This window comes from Paraburkholderia phenazinium (assembly GCF_900141745.1).
Taxonomy (GTDB): domain Bacteria; phylum Pseudomonadota; class Gammaproteobacteria; order Burkholderiales; family Burkholderiaceae; genus Paraburkholderia; species Paraburkholderia phenazinium_B.
On the sequence record NZ_FSRM01000002.1, the window covers coordinates 1,473,718 to 1,489,648 of the forward strand.

Genomic DNA, 15,931 nt, shown 5'->3' on the forward strand with positions numbered 1-15,931 from the left:
GTAAAACATGGCTGATTATTTCGGCACGGTCATTTTCTTGTAGAACAATCTATATTGTTGCAATGGCAAGCGGCAGGTCGTCGGAACGCAGCCCGTCCACAACCCGGCACAGCATGGCAGCGCATTGCGCCGGGATTCAATCGTCAGGTACAGCAACAGGGGAAGACATGTCGACCTCACCGCTTATCGATGGTAGCGCCCCGCATGGCACCGGCGGGCAGGCGGCACAGACCGACGCGCGTTTGTACAATCATGACCTCGCACCGGTTCCGCTCAACAAACGCACGTGGACCGGCTATTGCATCTTTGCCATGTGGATGTCGGATGTCCACAGCGTCGGCGGTTACACGTTCGCGGCAAGCCTGTTTCTTCTCGGCATATCCGGCTGGCAGGTATTGATTGCTCTCACCATCGGCATTCTGGTCGTGTATGTGCTGATGAACCTGGTCGGCAAACCCAGTTATGTGCATGGCATTCCGTTTCCGGTCATGGCCCGCGTCAGCATGGGCGTCATGGGTGCGAACCTCGCGGCGGTCATCCGCGGTGTGGTGGGCATTGTCTGGTACGGCGTGCAAACCTACTTTGCGTCGAAAGCGGTGGCGACGCTCGTCATTCTGTTTTTTCCAGCGGCTGCGGCGCTGCACGACTTCAGCTTCCTGCGCCTCGACGGACTTGGCTGGGTCAGCTTCCTGTTCATGTGGGTGTTCCAGCTGATCATCTTCCAGCGCGGCATGGAGGCGATCCGCAAGTTCATCGATTTCTGCGGCCCAGCAGTATATGTGGTGATGTTCGCGCTGATGGCGTGGATTCTTTCGCAAGCGGGGCTGGGCAGCCTGAGTCTCACGCTCGGCGGCAAGGTACTGTCCGGCAGCGAGCAGTTTGCCAGCATGGGTAATGCCACACTGCTGGTGGTGAGTTACTTCGCTGCGCTGTTGCTCAACTTCGGCGACTTCTCGCGCTTTGCCAAGAGCGAGCGTCAGATGAAGGTAGGTAATTTTCTCGGCCTGCCGGTCAATTTCATCGTATTCGCCATCATCACAGTGATCGTGACCTCCGGCAGCGCGACCGTGTTCGGCTCAATGATCATGGACCCGGTTGCAATCGTCGCTCACATCCAGAATAAGGTGGCCGTGGTGATCGGCAGCCTGACGTTTATCGTGGCGACAATGGGCATCAACATCGTTGCCAATTTTGTCTCTCCTGCCTACGACATCGCGAATCTTTTTCCCAGGCATATCGACTTCAAGAAGGGCGGCCTCGTGGCCTCGATTCTTGCGGTTCTCGTGTGTCCGTGGATTTTTGTTGACAGTCCCAAGGCGATTACGATTTTCGTCAGCGTGTTTGGCTCAGTGCTGGCGCCGCTATATGGTGTGATGATGGCCGACTTCTACCTCATCAAGAAGCAGCAGATCGAAACGGCCGAGCTTTACAGCATGGCGCCGGCCGGACGCTTCTATTACGACGGCGGCTGGAACAAGGTGGGCATTGCTGCGCTGGTCATTTCCGGCATCATCTCGGTGGGCTGGGAACTCTGCACGCAACTGCTGCACGTGTTGCCCGCCAATAACTTCGGGTGGCTGATCGGTGCAGCGGTGGGTGCAGTGCTTTATGTGGTGATGATGCGGGCGGCGCGGCGCAACTAGCGTGTGGTGTTGCGAAGAGGGTTCGCGTTCATTTATGTAGCCGCGCACGCAGGTCGACGGCTGTCGCCGCGCTGATCGGTCTCGCCGCGTCGTCGAGATGGACCGCAACCTTGCGGTAGACGTCGCGGCAAAACTGCATGCCGGCGGTAGCTTCCGGCATTGCTTCCTGAACAGGTTCGATTTTCTCCGGATTGGTGAGCGCCGCGTCTACTGCCATCTCGTCGGTGGGGTCCGCCTTCATGATGCCGATGCCCTGAATGGTCACAGACAGGCAGGGGTCCGGCATCTGCTTGCCGTGTGTGGCAACGACGTTGAAGTTGATGTTAAGGCGCCAGAATCCATCGTGAATGTTCTGATGAATGATCACGGCCTTCACCAGTTCCTGATGCGACAACAAATACTCGCTGTTTGCCATGAATGTGCTCCTCGAACGCAATCGTCTTTCGAGTGCCGCACAGCGTAGGACGCTGCATCAGCCCGACATGACATCACATGCCGGATCACATTGTACGAGGCTGAAAATCACAATCAAGACGCGCGCACCAGTCATGCAGCGCGATACGACCTGGACCTGTTTAACAGGCTGGCCGGTGCTGCTTGCGGGTGGTTAACTTTATTTTCGCAGAGGTGAGGTAGCCGCACCCTTGCGGGTAGCCACATGCACCTCTGCCTGAGACGGTGATGTCAGTGAAAGATCAGATAAAGGATGACGAGGACGATTACCGGTACGCCAAGTAGCCAGCCGAGTAAGTAGGGCATGATAGTTCTCCTCCGGTAGATGGTTGTGGTACGAGAACTACCCAGCATTGGGCGTGCCTGGGCCGCGGTTGCGTCGGTTTATATTGTCCCGGGTGGTGGTTGCAGGGCCGTCGTCATTCCGACGCTGGTCGCAGCGGTGCGAAGGGCAACTCGCTGTTCATCGCCTCTTGATACGCCGCGTTCAGTCGCGCCATGTCCTGCTCGCGATCGCTTGCCTGCACATTGCTCAATCCGGGCAACTCCAGCGTGACAGGGCGGCACAACGGATAGTCGCGCACCCGCAGTTCAGGTGCGACCGTCGTGAAGAACGCCGTCGTGGGCACGTCGAATCCGGCTGCAATGTGCGCGGCCGCGGTGTCTGCAGTCAGCACGTAACGCGCGTGTCTGACCCACGTAAGAAAGTCTGCAGTGCCTGGAGATGCTGCTGTCACATCCACATACTGCGGATGATCGACAGGTCCAAAGCCAATCACGGGAAAGCCGAACTGCTCGAACAAGCGGCTCACGAGTGCGCTACGCACCGGTGTCGCAATGCTGCGGATCGGCGTGCTGGCCGTTGGACAGAACAGCACATATGGACGGTTGCGCCACGCCTCGGGCAATGAAGGCAGCTCCAGTGTCTGGAGCCAGCGGTTGGCCTTGTTCGCTGACGGCACGCTCGAGGGCGGCACACCGAGCGCATCGAGGAAAAAATCGATCATCGGCAACGACATAAAGCGAGGCCAGAAGAGCTGGTTGCCGAGGTCGACACGCACTTCTTCGCGTGGGATATCCGCAAGCGGCCAAGGCAAGCTGCGAGTGCTCGCAACGTGGCCTTCGGCAAGCGCATAGAGTTGTTCGACGTAAGCTGGCGCCAGTTCCGGTCGGTACACGACGAAGCGCACGTGCGGGTAGATCTGCCGGATCGCTGCCAGCGCGGTCAAGCCGATAATCGAATCGCCGAGCGTCACGCCCATGCCGTTGATCACATGAGCAACAGCGATTTGCGAGTAATCGACTTCGAATGGCTGGGCGGCTGCGTTGAGGATGCCGGCCTGGCTCGCAAGCGCAACGTGCTCGCCGATCTCGGCGTCGCGCTGCTCGAGATCGTACGGCGCGACGATGCGGCCTTTGGTATCAAGCAGAGAGCCCGGGTAGGCGAGTGCTTCGTCTGCACGTAGGCTTTGCAATTCGATTATTCCGTGGGTTACGCCGAGGCGTTGAGACCGCGTATTTTACGGGGCTTTTCCGCCGGACACCGTGAGACTCGCACGCAACTCCTTGCGAATTACCTTGCCGGTTGCGGTCATCGGCAAAGCTTCCACAAAGCGTATCTCGCGTGGATATTCATGCGCGGCAAGGCGCGTCTTGACGTGCTGCTGTATGTCGCGCACCAGATCGTCGCCCGGCACAAAGCCCGCATTCAGCACCACGAATGCCAGCACGATCTCCGTGCGTTGCGCATCTGGCGCACCGACCACCGCGGCCATGCAGACTGCCGGATGTTGCAGCAGGCAGTCTTCAATCGACGCGGGCCCGATGCGGTAACCAGCGCTAGTGATGACGTCGTCGTTACGTCCGACGAACCGGATGAAGCCCTCGTTGTCACGCTGGCCGAGATCACCGGTTAGCAGATAGCGTCCGCGGAATTTGTCGCGCGTGGCGGCCTCGTTGCGCCAGTAACCGAGGAACATTACCGGATCGGGGCCGGCAATTGCGATGTTGCCGATCATGCCGTTCGGCACGGGCTGACCATCATCGTCGACGATCGCAACCTCGTGGCCCGGCACCGCTTTGCCGATCGCGCCAATCTGCGGCGGGTACAGCGTCGCGCACGACGACACCACGACGTTGCACTCCGTTTGCCCATAGAACTCATTGATGGTCACGCCGAGCGCGGCGCGCCCCCACGCGATCAGTTCTTCGCCAAGCGATTCGCCGCCGCTCGCCACCGCATGCAACGCGAGCTTCCAGCGCTCCGGATGCGCGACTGTGCGCATCATTTTCAGCGCGGTCGGCGGCAGGAAGGTGTGTGTGACTGCATGGCGTGCCATCAGGTCGAACGCGGCTTCGCCGTCGAACTTTTCGAAGCGGCGCGCAAGGACGGTCACGCCGTGATGCCACGCGGGCAGTAGCACATCGAAGAGACCGCCGATCCACGCCCAATCGGCTGGCGTCCAGATCAGTTGCGCCTGTGCCGGAAAGCAGGCCTGCGACAGTTCCACGCCTGGCAGATGCCCTAGCAATACGCGTTGTGCATGCAGCGCGCCTTTTGGCTTGCCCGTGGTGCCGGAGGTGTAGATGATGACCGCGGGATCTTCGGACGAGGTGTCCACTGGTTCGAACGCGTCGGACTCTACGTTGAGGGCTTCCCAGAACGCGTGCACGTCGCTGGCCGCAGCGGCTTGATTGGCGTCGATGCAATACACCGCTTTCAACTCCGGCAGCGTGTGGCGTATTTCAGCGAGCTTTTGCAGACCTGCTGCGTCGGTGATGAGAGCGGCTGCGGCGCTATCCGCGAGCCGATATTGAATAGCGTCGACGCCGAACAGCGCGAAGAGCGGCACGGCGACGCAGCCGGCCTTATATGCCGCCACATGCGCAAGCGCAGTTTCGGGCGATTGCGGCAGGAAGATCGCCACCCGGTCGCCCCGCTCGACTCCGCTGCGGCGCAAGGCATTGGCAAACTGATTGGAGCGAGCCTTGAGGTCGTCGAAGCTATAGTGCGTAGCGCTGCCGTCGCGATCCTCGTAGATCAGCGCGAGGCGCCCCGAGCCGTCGGCCCATTTGTCGCACACGTCCACGCCAATGTTGTAGCGATCCGGTATCTGCCATGCGAATGTGGCGGCCAATGTCTCATACGTTTGCGCTGCTGGAAGCATCGCTTTCTCCACGTGTCCCGATCGATCTGAGTCGGGTTCAAGCTCGGATAGTAAACCACCCAGGCTCTTAAGGGACCTCCATGCATCTTTGAATTGCTGCGCCGCACGATAATGCAGCGCAGCATGTCGTGCGTCATTTTGACAAAGGGAAAACCCGTAAACAGTAAAGTGTGGGGTCCTTATTGACTGATTATCGGCTTAACGCTGATCGGGAAACCCCTAACATCGTGTGAGCATGGTTCGCGCTAGTCTTCTCGTCAGAGGAGGCAAACCATGAGACGCGTATTTAATATTGCAGTACTGATGCTCCTTGCGTATTTGACCGCAGGCCGGGCATTAACCCATGCGCAGGCTGGTGAAGAGGGCTCGATCTCTTGCGCGAAAGGCGCTGAGCTGGTCAGACTGGGCGCAATGGATAAGGGTTTCTCCGATGCGGCTTCCAGCGGACAAGGGCAGAATTTCCTGTCGAGTTGCCTTGTGACAGGCGAGGGACGCGTCAACAATCTCGTTGCACGCGACTAAACTAACTTAATTGGACGCTGCAAAAGCGCCAATTTAGGAACTGCATAAGAGGCACGATTAAAGGGCCTAATGCGACCTGTCTGTTGCGTCACAGCATTGTCACGTTTTAGCATCGACCATCTTTCGGCTCGAAATGTTGCGCTGCGCTAAAACAAATCCTCATGACGGCAATTGACCAGAATCTCGGCGACGCTCGCCGAGTTTGGCATTTCTATTGTGTTGGCAACGAGACGCGCGATGTCGTCCGGCTGTGTCATTGCCTCAGGCGGCAGATCTGCAATACCGGCTGCCATTTCCGTATTGACGAACCCTGGGCAAATCGCGGTAGCGCGGATTCCGTCGTCCCAACCGGCGCGCCGTACCGCGTGATTGAGCGCGATGATCGCGTGCTTCGACATCTGGTAGCCCGCGTTGAGGTTCTTTACGCGTTTGCCCGACAGCGACGCAATCTGTATGACGCGCGCATTGCCTGCACGGCGCAAATGCGGCAACGCTGCCTGAATCAGCCTGAACGGCGCCTTGACGTTGATATCAAGGGTCTCTTCGAGCAGCTCGTCCGTGCCGTCTTCCAGACTGATGGGCTTGCAGATTCCAGCGTTGCTGATTAGCACGTTAATGCCGCCGAACCGTTCGATAGTGGCATCAACCCAACGACGTCCCGCTTCCGGATCACGCGCTTCGTACCCGAAGACGAGGCTGTCGGCGTAGCTGTCGTTGAGCCCCGCGGGATTGCGCACGCCCAGCGACAACAGATAACCGCGCCGGTCCAGTTCGTCCGCTATCTCCCGGCCGATACCGCGGCTCGCGCCGGAAATCATCGCTACCTTCTGCATATGATCCTCCCTAGAAACCTGCATCGATGACGATTTTCGTGCCGTCGCTAAAGCGGTTCAAACGAAACGCGTGGGGATTGACCAATGGCGCATCGTTTGCCACGAGGTCGGCCATCAGCTTTCCCGCAGCCGGACCGATGCCGAAGCCGTGACCCGAAAAGCCGGTGCCGATAAACAGCCCGGGTACCTTGTCGACCCCCGAGATCACCGGAATGGCGTCGGGTGTGACGTCCATATAGCCCGCCCAACGCTGCGCGATACGTGCGTGACTAAACTGCGGGAACACCTTGATGAACTCGTGCAGTCCCGCATCGACGTAGCGGACGATGGGTTCCGGATCGAGCGTGCGGACATGTTCGAACACCGAAGTCTGATCGAGCGCCCAATGCCGGGGGCGTCGCAGCTCGTCGAAGAAGCGCGCGCCGATCCCGATCCGCAAGGCGCCCAACTGGCTTTTCAATGCTTCGAGGTACTTGAAGAACAGGCGAAAGCAATCGGGTGTGAGGTCGGTGTAGGTACGGAATCCATAGGCCACGGTATATCCACCGTCCGCACGCTTGCGAAACGCGAACTGCTTGTTGCTTGCGCTGGTGGTCGGGCCGCCTTCCAGCGGATCGGTTCGTAGTACTGAGGCACGCACCAGCAATTGAGGCACATCGACATCCAGATTGCCGCAGAAGAGCCGCGACCACGCACCGCCAGCCACGACGACACTCTGGCAGCGGATCGTGCCGTGCTCGGTTACCACCGCGCTGACCCGCCCACCACTCGTTTCGATACCGCGTGCTGCGCAGGGCGTCAGAATCTTCACGCCGCGCTTACGCAAAGCATTGGCGATCGCCGGTGCAGCGCGTTGTGGTTCGGCGCGGGCATCGCCCGGTGTGTATAAGCCGCCTCTAAACGATTTCGCCGCGCCAGGAAGTAACGAGGCGACTGCCTTCGAATCGACCTCGAGCGTATCGAACGCATCCCCTGCGAGCGCGCGTGCATTCGCAAGCCATGTGCGATGACCCTCCATGACTTTTTCGTCCTCGGTCATATAGAGAATGCCGCATTGGTTGAAGCCGGTCTCGATTCCGAGAGCACGGTCGAGGCCGCGCCATAGTTTCAGGCTTTCAATGCTCAGTTCGAATTCACGCATGTCGCGATGGGTGACACGCACCCAGCCCCAGTTGCGGCTCGACTGTTCTCCCGCGATATGCCCCTTCTCGCAGAGCGCTACCCGTAAGCCCTTTTCGCTCAGGTAGAGCGCGGTGCTCACGCCGATAATCCCGCCGCCGATCACGACGACATCGACTTCAGCAGGCGGCGTGGTATCGCTAGCGACAGTCTCGACTTGTGGTCCCATATAGGTTGCTGCCCAATAGATAGAGATTGTGTTTAGTGACGTGTTTCGGCGACGGCGGCCTCGCTTGCCGATGCCTGGACAGATCTACGCTGCCTTCGAGTCATGAGCATGGTGCCCCGTGCTTTACCGCCTTGCCGTGGATTGGCATGGCGATTGGTCCAACGGTCGATATGATTGATTGCATGCGTGAGCGGTACCGTGATCAGCAGATACACGACACCGGCCGCGACTAGCGGCGAAAGATTCGCCGTATTGACCGAGGTGTTCTGCCCAATGGTGAACAGATCGCGCTGCGAGGTCAGCAGGCCGAGAAAATAGACGAGACTCGAGTCCTTGACGATCGAAATGAACTGGTTGGCAAGCGCCGGCAAGATACGGCGAATGCCTTGCGGCACGATCACATGCCGCATGCTGCTCCAATAGGTCATGCCAAGTGCCTGGCAGGCGGACAATTGCCCACGTCCCACGCTTTGAATGCCCGAGCGGAAAATCTCTGCAATGTAGGCCGACGAAATCAGGCCGAGCGCAACGATGGCGAGCGGATAAGGGTTTGGACCGAAGACCGCAAGTCCGACCGGAGCCAGCCCCTGACCTACGAGCAGGATGACCAGCGCGGCCGGCAGGCCCCGAAACACGTCGATGAAGATCTGCGCCGGCAGCATCAGCCAGCGCGTGTGCGAGACCGCCATCAGCGCGAGCACCATGCCCGCCATAATGCCCAGTACCGTCGAAAACAGCGACAGCACGAGCGTATTGACGAGGCCGGTGCAGAGCAATGAAGGCAACGACCCGATCAACAACGGCCAGTCGAGAAAGTTCTGCAAAAAGGCATTCATGGCGCGCTCCTGTTTTGAGCGTCGGCGGCGCGTTAGACGCCGCCCGGTTGCGTCGCAGTTACGGCCCGGCTAACTGCCGGTCTTCATTGCGTACGGCGGCAGATTGGCCGGCTTCGGATAGCCCGGATGGAACTGCAGGTATAGCTTAAGCCAGGTGCCGTCGGCAACGAGTTCGTCAATGGTCTTGTTCAAGGCCGCTTCGAGCTTGGCGTTACCTTTGCGCACCGGAAAGCCGGCGGGCAGATTGACCGCCGAGATATCGAGCTTGTCGGCGATGTTCATCTGCGGATACTTGCCTTGCAGACCTTCGACGAGCGTCTTGTCGACGAAGTAGCCGTCAATATACTTGGAGCGTAGCGACAGGAAGCCTGCATTCAGATTCGGAAAGCGCACGATTTGCGCACCGGGCAGGTAGCTATCCGAATACGTATCTTCGATGGTGCCCTGCACGACGCCGATTCGTTTGTCCTTTACCGAGGCTGGGTCACTCGTGATCGGACTGCCAGGCAAGGTCGCGACGCTTAGCAGCCCCGTCAGGTAACCCTCGGAGAAATCGACCATCTTCAGGCGGTCTTTGGTGATGGAAATCGAGCCGGCAGCAAGATCGATCTGCTGGTTCGCCACGCTTGGCAACAGGCCGCTAAAGTCTTGCGCACGAAAGTCCGCGGTGAGGCCGAGTTTCGCCGCAATGGCACGCAGCAGTTCGACGTCGAAGCCGGTCATCTTGCCGTCGTCGATATACGAGTAGGGCTTGTTGTTTGCATCCACGCCGGCGACGAGCTTGCCGGGTGTCAGCGTGCCCACATCCTCGGCATGCGCCTGGGTGAGCGCCGCGAATGAAAGAGGAACGACTATCGCAATGAGACGCAGAAAGTGGCGAAAGCGCATGATGTTTGCTCCGTCGAAAGGACCACCGATTGAAGGGTATTACAAAGAAGTCAACGCAATGTCCAGCAATTTCCAGGTCGGTTTCAGGAGAGGGTGGCGCGTGCGCGACCGTTCCAGAGATCGTCGAGCTTGTAAAGCGCGGTGCCGACCGGCACCGCCCATCGGCTCGCCATGCCCGCCACGCTAAGCGGAAACTCGCCTTCGCCGAACGCGCCTGGGGCGGCGTCGAAGCCAAGGATGTGCCGCGCGGTGCGCTGCCCCAGATAGCTCATCAACGCGACGCCGTTGCCGTTGCAGCCGAGTGCGTAATGAATGCCGTCGTGCACGCCGATATGCGCCAGCTTGTCGCCGGTCATCGCAACGTAGCCTTTCCATGCATGCGTAATGCGCACGTCGCGCAGCGCCGGCCAGAGCTGGATCAGCTTGGCGTAGAGGAGCCTCGCGGCTGCGCGCTCGTCCACTTCGCGGATCGCCGGCCGCGAGCCGAAGATCATCCGGGTGCCGTCCGGCGAGGGGCGTGTATAGAACAGATTTCGCTTCGAATCACTAATCATTCGGCGTCCCGGATTGAGCGCATCCATCAGGCCCGCCGGCAGAGCGTCGGTCGCGATCTGATAACTCGCGACGGGCAAGACGCGCCGCGAGACGAACGGTAGCAAGCGTCCCGTATAGCCGTTGGTGGCCACTAGTACCTGCCTTGCTTCGATTTTTCCACGTACGGTATGCACGAGAAAATGCGCGCCACTGCGTTCGATTCGTTCTACTGCAGCGTGCGAATGCAGGCTGGCGCCGCGGCGCCGGGCCAGTCCGCGCAGGGCACGATGATATTTGGCCGTATGGAGGCCGCCATATTCGTCGACGAGAATGCCGCCGTAGTAGTAGTCCGAGCCAATGATCGAGCGTTGCTCGTCGCGCGACACGAGGTGCACCGTGACGCCGGTTTTCTCGCGCAACAGATCGCCTTGTTTGCGCAGGTGTTCGAAATGCCGCTCTGTGAAGGCCCCGAAGAAGCGGCCGGTAATCTGCAAATCGGCGTCGAGCGCTTCGTCGGCAATCAGGCGTTGCAGATACTCGAAGCTCGCCGCCGATTCACGCATCAGACGCACGAGGCGCTCCGCGGAGACCCCGCGTATCGCATTGGTCAAAGCGAGCTTCTGTCCGCTCGACACCATCCCGCCGCTGCGGGTGCTGCCTCCCGCGCCGATCTCGGCCGAATCGAGCACCGCGACGCTCGCGCCGTCGCGCGCGGCTTGCGCGGCGGCAGACAGGCCGCAGTAGCCGCTGCCGACGATCACCAGGTCGACGCTATCCGGCAGCGGCTCGCGTGCCGTCTCGGGCGGCGCTGCATCCCACCAGTAGGGCGCAAGCCGGAAGTTATCGTGGAAGAGCAGGGTGTCGGGTCGCATGGCCTCTTTGAAGTGACAAGCATAGGAACCAGTCTAGGTTTGCGTCGATCATCCAGTCAAATACGGCCAAAAACGTCTGCTATTCAATTTTGATATGGCATGCTGATCCGGATCGAGGCTCAACGGAGGGACTATCCAATGAATCAGCGACAAATCGAGGCCTTCCGGCTGGTGATGCTGCGTGGTTCGATGACGGCGGCGGCCGCAGAACTGGGCACGTCGCAGCCGAGCATCAGCCGCCTGATTGCGGAGCTCGAGCAATCGACAGGGCTCGCCCTGTTCACGCGTAACGGTGGGCGCATCCAGGCAACCGATGCGGGAAGCGCGTTTTACCGGGAGGTCGATCGAAGCTTCGTGGGGCTGGAGAAGCTCGTGAACTCCGCGCGCGAAATCCGGCAGTTCGGCACGGGGCGCCTGCGGCTCGTGGCGGCGCCGGTGCTCGCGCTGTCGTTTGTGCCGATGGTGATCGAGCGCTTTCTGGCGGCGTATCCGCGCATCGCCGTTGCACTGGAAATGCGTAGTGAAGGGACCATCCAGCGCTGGGCGTCGTCTGCCTATTGCGACATCGGCTTTGCCACCACCACGCCCGATGCATTCGGTGTGACGAGCGCTGAGTTGTATCGCCTCGCCGGCGTGTGCGCGTTGCCGGCCGGGCACCCTCTTGCGGGCAAAAAGCGTATTCACGCGCGCGACCTCAGGGGCGAGCGTCTTGTCCTGTCCTCGTATGCGGACGATACGCGCTCGGCGGTCGATCGTGCCCTGCGTCAGGCAGAAGTCAACCAGGTGCCGACAATCGAAACGCCGTACGGCGCGACGATTTGCGCCATGGTGTCCCGCGGACTCGGGATTGGTGTGGTGAACCCGCTTGCCACGCTCGACACGAATCCGGAGCGGATCGTATTCCGCCCGTTTTCGCCAGATGTGATGTTCAGGGGTTTTACCTTGCGTCCGCAATTGCAGCACATCAATCCTGTTGTGCAGGCTTTTCTCGACCTCGCTAACGAGACCATGGAGCGTTTCACCTAGAGCTTGCTGAAAGGCCTGCACGCTATAATCCAAGCGGTTATAGGAGCGCCAGGCATGAGCAATGAAAATCTTCCTCACGTTCTCGTGGTGGATGATGATCCCGCAATCAGAACACTGATTGCGGACTATCTCCGCGAGAACGACATGCGGGTTGCGGCAGCAGCGAATGGCAAGGAAATGGCTGCGGCTCTTAAAGAGTTTGCGATCGATCTGATCGTGCTCGACTTGCGCATGCCGGGGGAAGACGGCATGCAGATCGCCCGGCGAGTGCGCGACCAGTCCTCGCTTCCCATCATCATCGTGTCCGGCAGGCTCGACGAAGCGGACCGCGTCATGGCGCTCGAACTGGGCGCCGACGACTACGTTACCAAGCCATTCAGCCCGCGCGAACTGCTCGCGCGAATCCGCACGGTCCTGCGCCGCACAGCCGCATCTCAGACCCTGATCGGTCGTCAACTCGACGTTCGCGCCTATCGGTTCGCCGGTTGGGAACTGAATATCGGCACCAGAAAATTGACGACGCCAGCCGGTGAACGCATTGAACTCACGAATGGCGAGTTCTCTCTGCTGAGTGCGTTTCTGTCGGCACCGGGGCGGGTTTTGTCACGCGATCAGTTGCTCGAAGCAAGTCGTCTGTACGACGATGTTTTCGACCGTTCCATCGATGTGCAGATTCTGCGTCTGCGTCGCAAGATCGAGGAAGACGCGTCCACGCCGCAATTTATCAAAACCGAGCGGGGCGCCGGCTACGTCTTCGCCGTACCAGTGGAAAAATTGAGTTCCGTTGCGCTGTAGCCTGCGCAACGCAAAGCTTCATTTCAAATGTAATAGAACGGCACAAAAGAGAAACAGCGCGGCAATTTCACGCGCTTTAAATAGCCCGGACTACCGTAACTCAAGCGACCCCGGTCAACCAATGATGGGGCATCCGTCATGGCGCGTGGAAAGGACATTCTGGTTCTGGACGAGGATCCGTTCATGCATGAACTGGTCTCGCTGTGGCTGACGGATGCCGGATACGCTGTCTGCGATTCCGAGGCGCTACACACGCTGCGAACCGAGGAACGCCACTCGTTTGCAGTCGTCATCGCCGACCTGAACTCGCCAAAGGTCGGCGCGGCGCAAGCGTTGCAGCAATTGCAAGCCCGCTTTCCAACCGCGTATATCATAGCGGTCTCCGGATATTTTCAGCCTGGACCCGGGACGGGCGCGGAGATGGCGCGACAGCTCGGCGTAGACCGCGTGCTGGCCAAGCCGTTTAGCTGCGAGCAACTGGTCTCCGCGGTTGGCGGGCTGTTCCATGATGCTGAGGTCCGGTGAGTGTCCACCCTATCGCGAGAACCATGGCCGAGGCGGAGCCAACAAGACGTGTCATCAGCGGACCCTACCTGCACTGGGTCATCGCGATAGGTGCAGGCCTGATCGTATTGCTGGTATGTGTGGCGTCCGGCTGGGATAGCTGGCGGGCGCGCCGCTTGACCCTCGCAGACAATGACCGTGAAGTCTCCAGCCTCGCGAGCGCGCTTGCTGAACAGACGGCCCGCTCGCTACAGGAGGTGGAGCTGATCCTGAGGCGCACATCGGTATGGGAGCGGGACCCGCGCAACCAGGTGGAAACGCCTGCGGAGAAAGCCGCTTTCCTTAGGCGCCAGATCGACGGCTTGCCACAGATTCGCGAGGTGACGATCGCCGACGAGAACGGCAACCGTATTGCCACGACGGTGCCACCCGCGAACTCGAGTCCGAATATCGCCAATCGTCAGTACTTCCAGGATTTGAGGAAATCGTCCGGAGAGGCGGTCGTGGTGAGCGAGCCGTTGCAAAGTCTCATTGACGGAACGCCGACGTTCGCCGTAGCGATTCGTCTGCAGGACGGCGAGGGCCGGTTCGCGGGTGTGGCGCGTGCGCTCGTCGAAGAGGAATACTTTAGAGACTTCTATAAACGCATCGACCTGGGCGACGGGGCCGCTATCAGGCTGCTGCGCGATGGCGGCACGCCAATCGTCGAGTTTGCCGCCGAGCCTCAAGGAAAGCTGCCCGCCGACGCGCTTGCCGCGACGCGTCAGGTCCCCGGGTTCCCTCTGCTAGTTGTCGTTTCACGTGACAAGCCGGTCGCTTTGGCCGACTGGCGCACAAGTTCGATCAATGCGGTGGTGCGCACGGGCTCGATCTCTGCCTTCGTCGCGTTCCTTGCTTATGCGCTGATCTGCCAGATGCGCCGTCTGGAGGACGTGAACAGTCGGCTTCGTTCGAGCGAGCGCCGCTGGCGAGCGGTATTCGAAAATGCGCCGCTGGGCGTTGTCGTATTGACCGCAGATGGCCGCTATGTGGCGACCAATCCAGCGTTCCAGCGGATGGTGGGTTACTCGGCGGCTCAGCTCGAACAGGTGGGTGCGTTCGACATCACGTCTCGCGAGGACGTTGCTTCGGCGCGCGAGTACGTCGCCAGACTGCTATCCGGCGTGCACGATACGGTCCGCTTTCAAACCCGCTTCACACATCTGGATGGGCGCGTGGTTTGGGCTGACGTCGGCATGGCGAGCGTTGCGGCTCATCGCCCACATTCGCAACACCATCTTCCGCAAACCGACGACATGCTGATTGCGACGGTAGAAGACATTACCGCGCACCGTGAGGCCGAACACGAACGCGACCAGCTCGAGGAACAACTGAGGCAATCGCAGAAGCTCGAGGCGTTGGGCACATTCGCAGGAGGCATTGCTCACGACTTCAATAATATTCTCGGTGCGATTCTCGGCTATGGGGAACGGGCCTTCCACTCGTTGCCTGCCGGGAGCGACGAGCGACGATACGTCCAGCAGGTTCTGAATGCCGGCAACCGGGCGCGGGCGCTCGTCGAGCGTATCTTGACCTTCAGTCGAAGCGGTATGGCCGCGCGCGTTCCCGTCGATGTTTTGCTTGCAGTCGCTGAGACCATCGAGTTGCTAAAGGCTCGCTTGCCCGACAACATCGAGCTCGATATCAGGCTCACTGAAAAGGATACCTACGTTGCTGGCGATGCCACGCACCTGCACCAGGTCGTCATGAATCTTTGCAGCAACGCGGTCCTGGCGATGCCGGCGGGCGGCACACTAGCAGTAACACTCGAAGATCAGCATCTGATATCTGCCAAAGCGTTATCGGACGGAATCGTAGGGCCTGGTGATTTCGTCAGGCTGAGCGTTAGCGATAGCGGCACCGGAATCCCGCATGAGGTACGCGGACGCATGTTCAATCCGTTCTTTACGACACGCAAGACCGGTGAGGGGACCGGACTCGGACTTTCGCTTGTCGACGGAATTGTGCGCGAGTATGGCGGCGGCATTGACGTTCACAGCGTGGTTGGGGAGGGCACGCGATTCGATATTTACCTTCCCGTCACTGCAGCGCCGCCGCCCGCCGTCGAGGATATTGCCGAAACGCTGCCCCGCGGTGAGGGGCAGGTGGTGCTGATCGTCGATGACGAAGATGCGCTGGTGACGCTTGCCGAGGAGGTGTTGGCCGAACTGGGTTATGAACCCGTGGGCTTCCGATCCAGCACCGCTGCATTGCGGGCGTTCGAAGACGATCCGGACCGCTTCGATGTGATCGTTACGGACCAGACCATGCCTGACCTGACAGGTCTTGAACTGGCGGCCCGCATTCGCGCGATTCGGGACACGCTGCCGGTTATTCTCTGCAGCGGTCACGGCAATCCGCTTCTCGAGAGCGAAGCGGCCAACGCCGGTGTCGCGGCGTCGCTACGAAAGCCACTGCGTTCGGACGAGTTGGCGCTTACGCTTCATCGAGTCCTTAGTCAGTGAGTGGCG

General features: G+C 60.0%; 14 protein-coding genes. 6 read left to right on the forward strand and 8 right to left on the reverse strand.

The features are described 5' to 3' along the window. The first annotated feature begins 167 nt into the window (after positions 1–167). A complete protein-coding gene (locus tag BUS06_RS26640) occupies positions 168–1,643 on the forward strand; it encodes an NCS1 family nucleobase:cation symporter-1 (RefSeq protein WP_074267390.1) in 1,476 nt (491 codons plus the stop codon). Between the two features lie 28 nt (positions 1,644–1,671). Here BUS06_RS26640 and BUS06_RS26645 read toward each other — a convergent pair whose 3' ends face one another. The 3 genes from BUS06_RS26645 to BUS06_RS26655 form a co-directional block, all read right to left on the reverse strand. Then, entirely contained in the window at positions 1,672–2,058 is a 387-nt protein-coding gene (locus BUS06_RS26645; RefSeq protein ID WP_074267391.1) for a hypothetical protein, read from the reverse strand. Between the two features lie 457 nt (positions 2,059–2,515). Beyond that, the gene (locus tag BUS06_RS26650) at positions 2,516–3,571 is read right to left on the reverse strand and encodes an ADP-heptose--LPS heptosyltransferase (protein WP_143787657.1); all 1,056 of its coding nucleotides are present in this window, start codon (positions 3,569–3,571) and stop codon (positions 2,516–2,518) included. A 45-nt stretch (positions 3,572–3,616) separates the two neighbouring features. Further along, complete coding sequence (locus BUS06_RS26655; RefSeq protein ID WP_074267393.1) at positions 3,617–5,263, reverse strand: acyl-CoA synthetase; 1,647 nt, start codon at positions 5,261–5,263, stop codon at positions 3,617–3,619. Between the two features lie 273 nt (positions 5,264–5,536). On the opposite strand from BUS06_RS26655, the gene BUS06_RS26660 reads away from it, so the two are divergent. Beyond that, positions 5,537–5,785: a hypothetical protein gene (locus tag BUS06_RS26660; RefSeq protein WP_074267394.1), complete on the forward strand. Its 249-nt coding sequence runs from the start codon at positions 5,537–5,539 to the stop codon at positions 5,783–5,785. 146 nt (positions 5,786–5,931) lie between these two features. Here the strand turns inward: BUS06_RS26660 and BUS06_RS26665 are convergent, their stop codons facing one another. The 5 genes from BUS06_RS26665 to BUS06_RS26685 form a co-directional block, all read right to left on the reverse strand. Continuing rightward, a complete protein-coding gene (locus BUS06_RS26665; RefSeq protein ID WP_074267395.1) occupies positions 5,932–6,618 on the reverse strand; it encodes an SDR family NAD(P)-dependent oxidoreductase in 687 nt (228 codons plus the stop codon). Positions 6,619–6,628: 10 nt separating this feature from the next. Then, a complete protein-coding gene (locus BUS06_RS26670; protein ID WP_074267396.1) occupies positions 6,629–7,966 on the reverse strand; it encodes an NAD(P)/FAD-dependent oxidoreductase in 1,338 nt (445 codons plus the stop codon). A gap of 32 nt (positions 7,967–7,998) precedes the next feature. Further along, positions 7,999–8,802 carry an amino acid ABC transporter permease gene (locus tag BUS06_RS26675; protein WP_074267397.1) on the reverse strand — a complete coding sequence of 268 codons (804 nt, stop codon included), beginning with the start codon at positions 8,800–8,802 and terminating at the stop codon, positions 7,999–8,001. 69 nt (positions 8,803–8,871) lie between these two features. Then, positions 8,872–9,690, reverse strand: a complete 819-nt coding sequence (locus BUS06_RS26680; protein WP_074267398.1) for a substrate-binding periplasmic protein — start codon at positions 9,688–9,690, stop codon at positions 8,872–8,874. A gap of 83 nt (positions 9,691–9,773) precedes the next feature. Beyond that, complete coding sequence (locus BUS06_RS26685; RefSeq protein WP_074267399.1) at positions 9,774–11,096, reverse strand: NAD(P)/FAD-dependent oxidoreductase; 1,323 nt, start codon at positions 11,094–11,096, stop codon at positions 9,774–9,776. Positions 11,097–11,234: 138 nt separating this feature from the next. Here BUS06_RS26685 and BUS06_RS26690 point away from each other — a divergent pair, with 138 nt between their 5' ends. The 4 genes from BUS06_RS26690 (at position 11,235) to BUS06_RS26705 (ending at position 15,925) form a co-directional block, all read left to right on the forward strand. Continuing rightward, positions 11,235–12,122, forward strand: a complete 888-nt coding sequence (locus tag BUS06_RS26690; protein WP_074267400.1) for a LysR substrate-binding domain-containing protein — start codon at positions 11,235–11,237, stop codon at positions 12,120–12,122. 54 nt (positions 12,123–12,176) lie between these two features. Continuing rightward, on the forward strand, positions 12,177–12,917 hold the full coding sequence (locus BUS06_RS26695) for a response regulator (protein ID WP_074267401.1): 741 nt from the start codon (positions 12,177–12,179) through the stop codon (positions 12,915–12,917). Positions 12,918–13,055: 138 nt separating this feature from the next. After that, the gene (locus tag BUS06_RS26700) at positions 13,056–13,442 is read left to right on the forward strand and encodes a response regulator (RefSeq protein ID WP_074267402.1); all 387 of its coding nucleotides are present in this window, start codon (positions 13,056–13,058) and stop codon (positions 13,440–13,442) included. Then, positions 13,439–15,925: an ATP-binding protein gene (locus BUS06_RS26705; protein ID WP_143787658.1), complete on the forward strand. Its 2,487-nt coding sequence runs from the start codon at positions 13,439–13,441 to the stop codon at positions 15,923–15,925. Before BUS06_RS26700 ends, BUS06_RS26705 begins: the two co-directional genes overlap by 4 nt. Positions 15,926–15,931: the final 6 nt, after the last annotated feature.

Bases quoted from the DNA above. Each gene is read 5' to 3' on its own strand.
- BUS06_RS26640 (WP_074267390.1), top strand. From the start codon at position 168: ATGTCGACCTCACCGCTTATCGATGGTAGCGCCCCGCATGGCACCGGC.
- BUS06_RS26645 (WP_074267391.1), bottom strand. From the start codon at position 2,058: ATGGCAAACAGCGAGTATTTGTTGTCGCATCAGGAACTGGTGAAGGCC.
- BUS06_RS26655 (WP_074267393.1), bottom strand. From the start codon at position 5,263: ATGCTTCCAGCAGCGCAAACGTATGAGACATTGGCCGCCACATTCGCA.
- BUS06_RS26660 (WP_074267394.1), top strand. From the start codon at position 5,537: ATGAGACGCGTATTTAATATTGCAGTACTGATGCTCCTTGCGTATTTG.
- BUS06_RS26665 (WP_074267395.1), bottom strand. From the start codon at position 6,618: ATGCAGAAGGTAGCGATGATTTCCGGCGCGAGCCGCGGTATCGGCCGG.
- BUS06_RS26670 (WP_074267396.1), bottom strand. From the start codon at position 7,966: ATGGGACCACAAGTCGAGACTGTCGCTAGCGATACCACGCCGCCTGCT.
- BUS06_RS26675 (WP_074267397.1), bottom strand. From the start codon at position 8,802: ATGAATGCCTTTTTGCAGAACTTTCTCGACTGGCCGTTGTTGATCGGG.
- BUS06_RS26680 (WP_074267398.1), bottom strand. From the start codon at position 9,690: ATGCGCTTTCGCCACTTTCTGCGTCTCATTGCGATAGTCGTTCCTCTT.
- BUS06_RS26685 (WP_074267399.1), bottom strand. From the start codon at position 11,096: ATGCGACCCGACACCCTGCTCTTCCACGATAACTTCCGGCTTGCGCCC.
- BUS06_RS26690 (WP_074267400.1), top strand. From the start codon at position 11,235: ATGAATCAGCGACAAATCGAGGCCTTCCGGCTGGTGATGCTGCGTGGT.
- BUS06_RS26695 (WP_074267401.1), top strand. From the start codon at position 12,177: ATGAGCAATGAAAATCTTCCTCACGTTCTCGTGGTGGATGATGATCCC.
- BUS06_RS26700 (WP_074267402.1), top strand. From the start codon at position 13,056: ATGGCGCGTGGAAAGGACATTCTGGTTCTGGACGAGGATCCGTTCATG.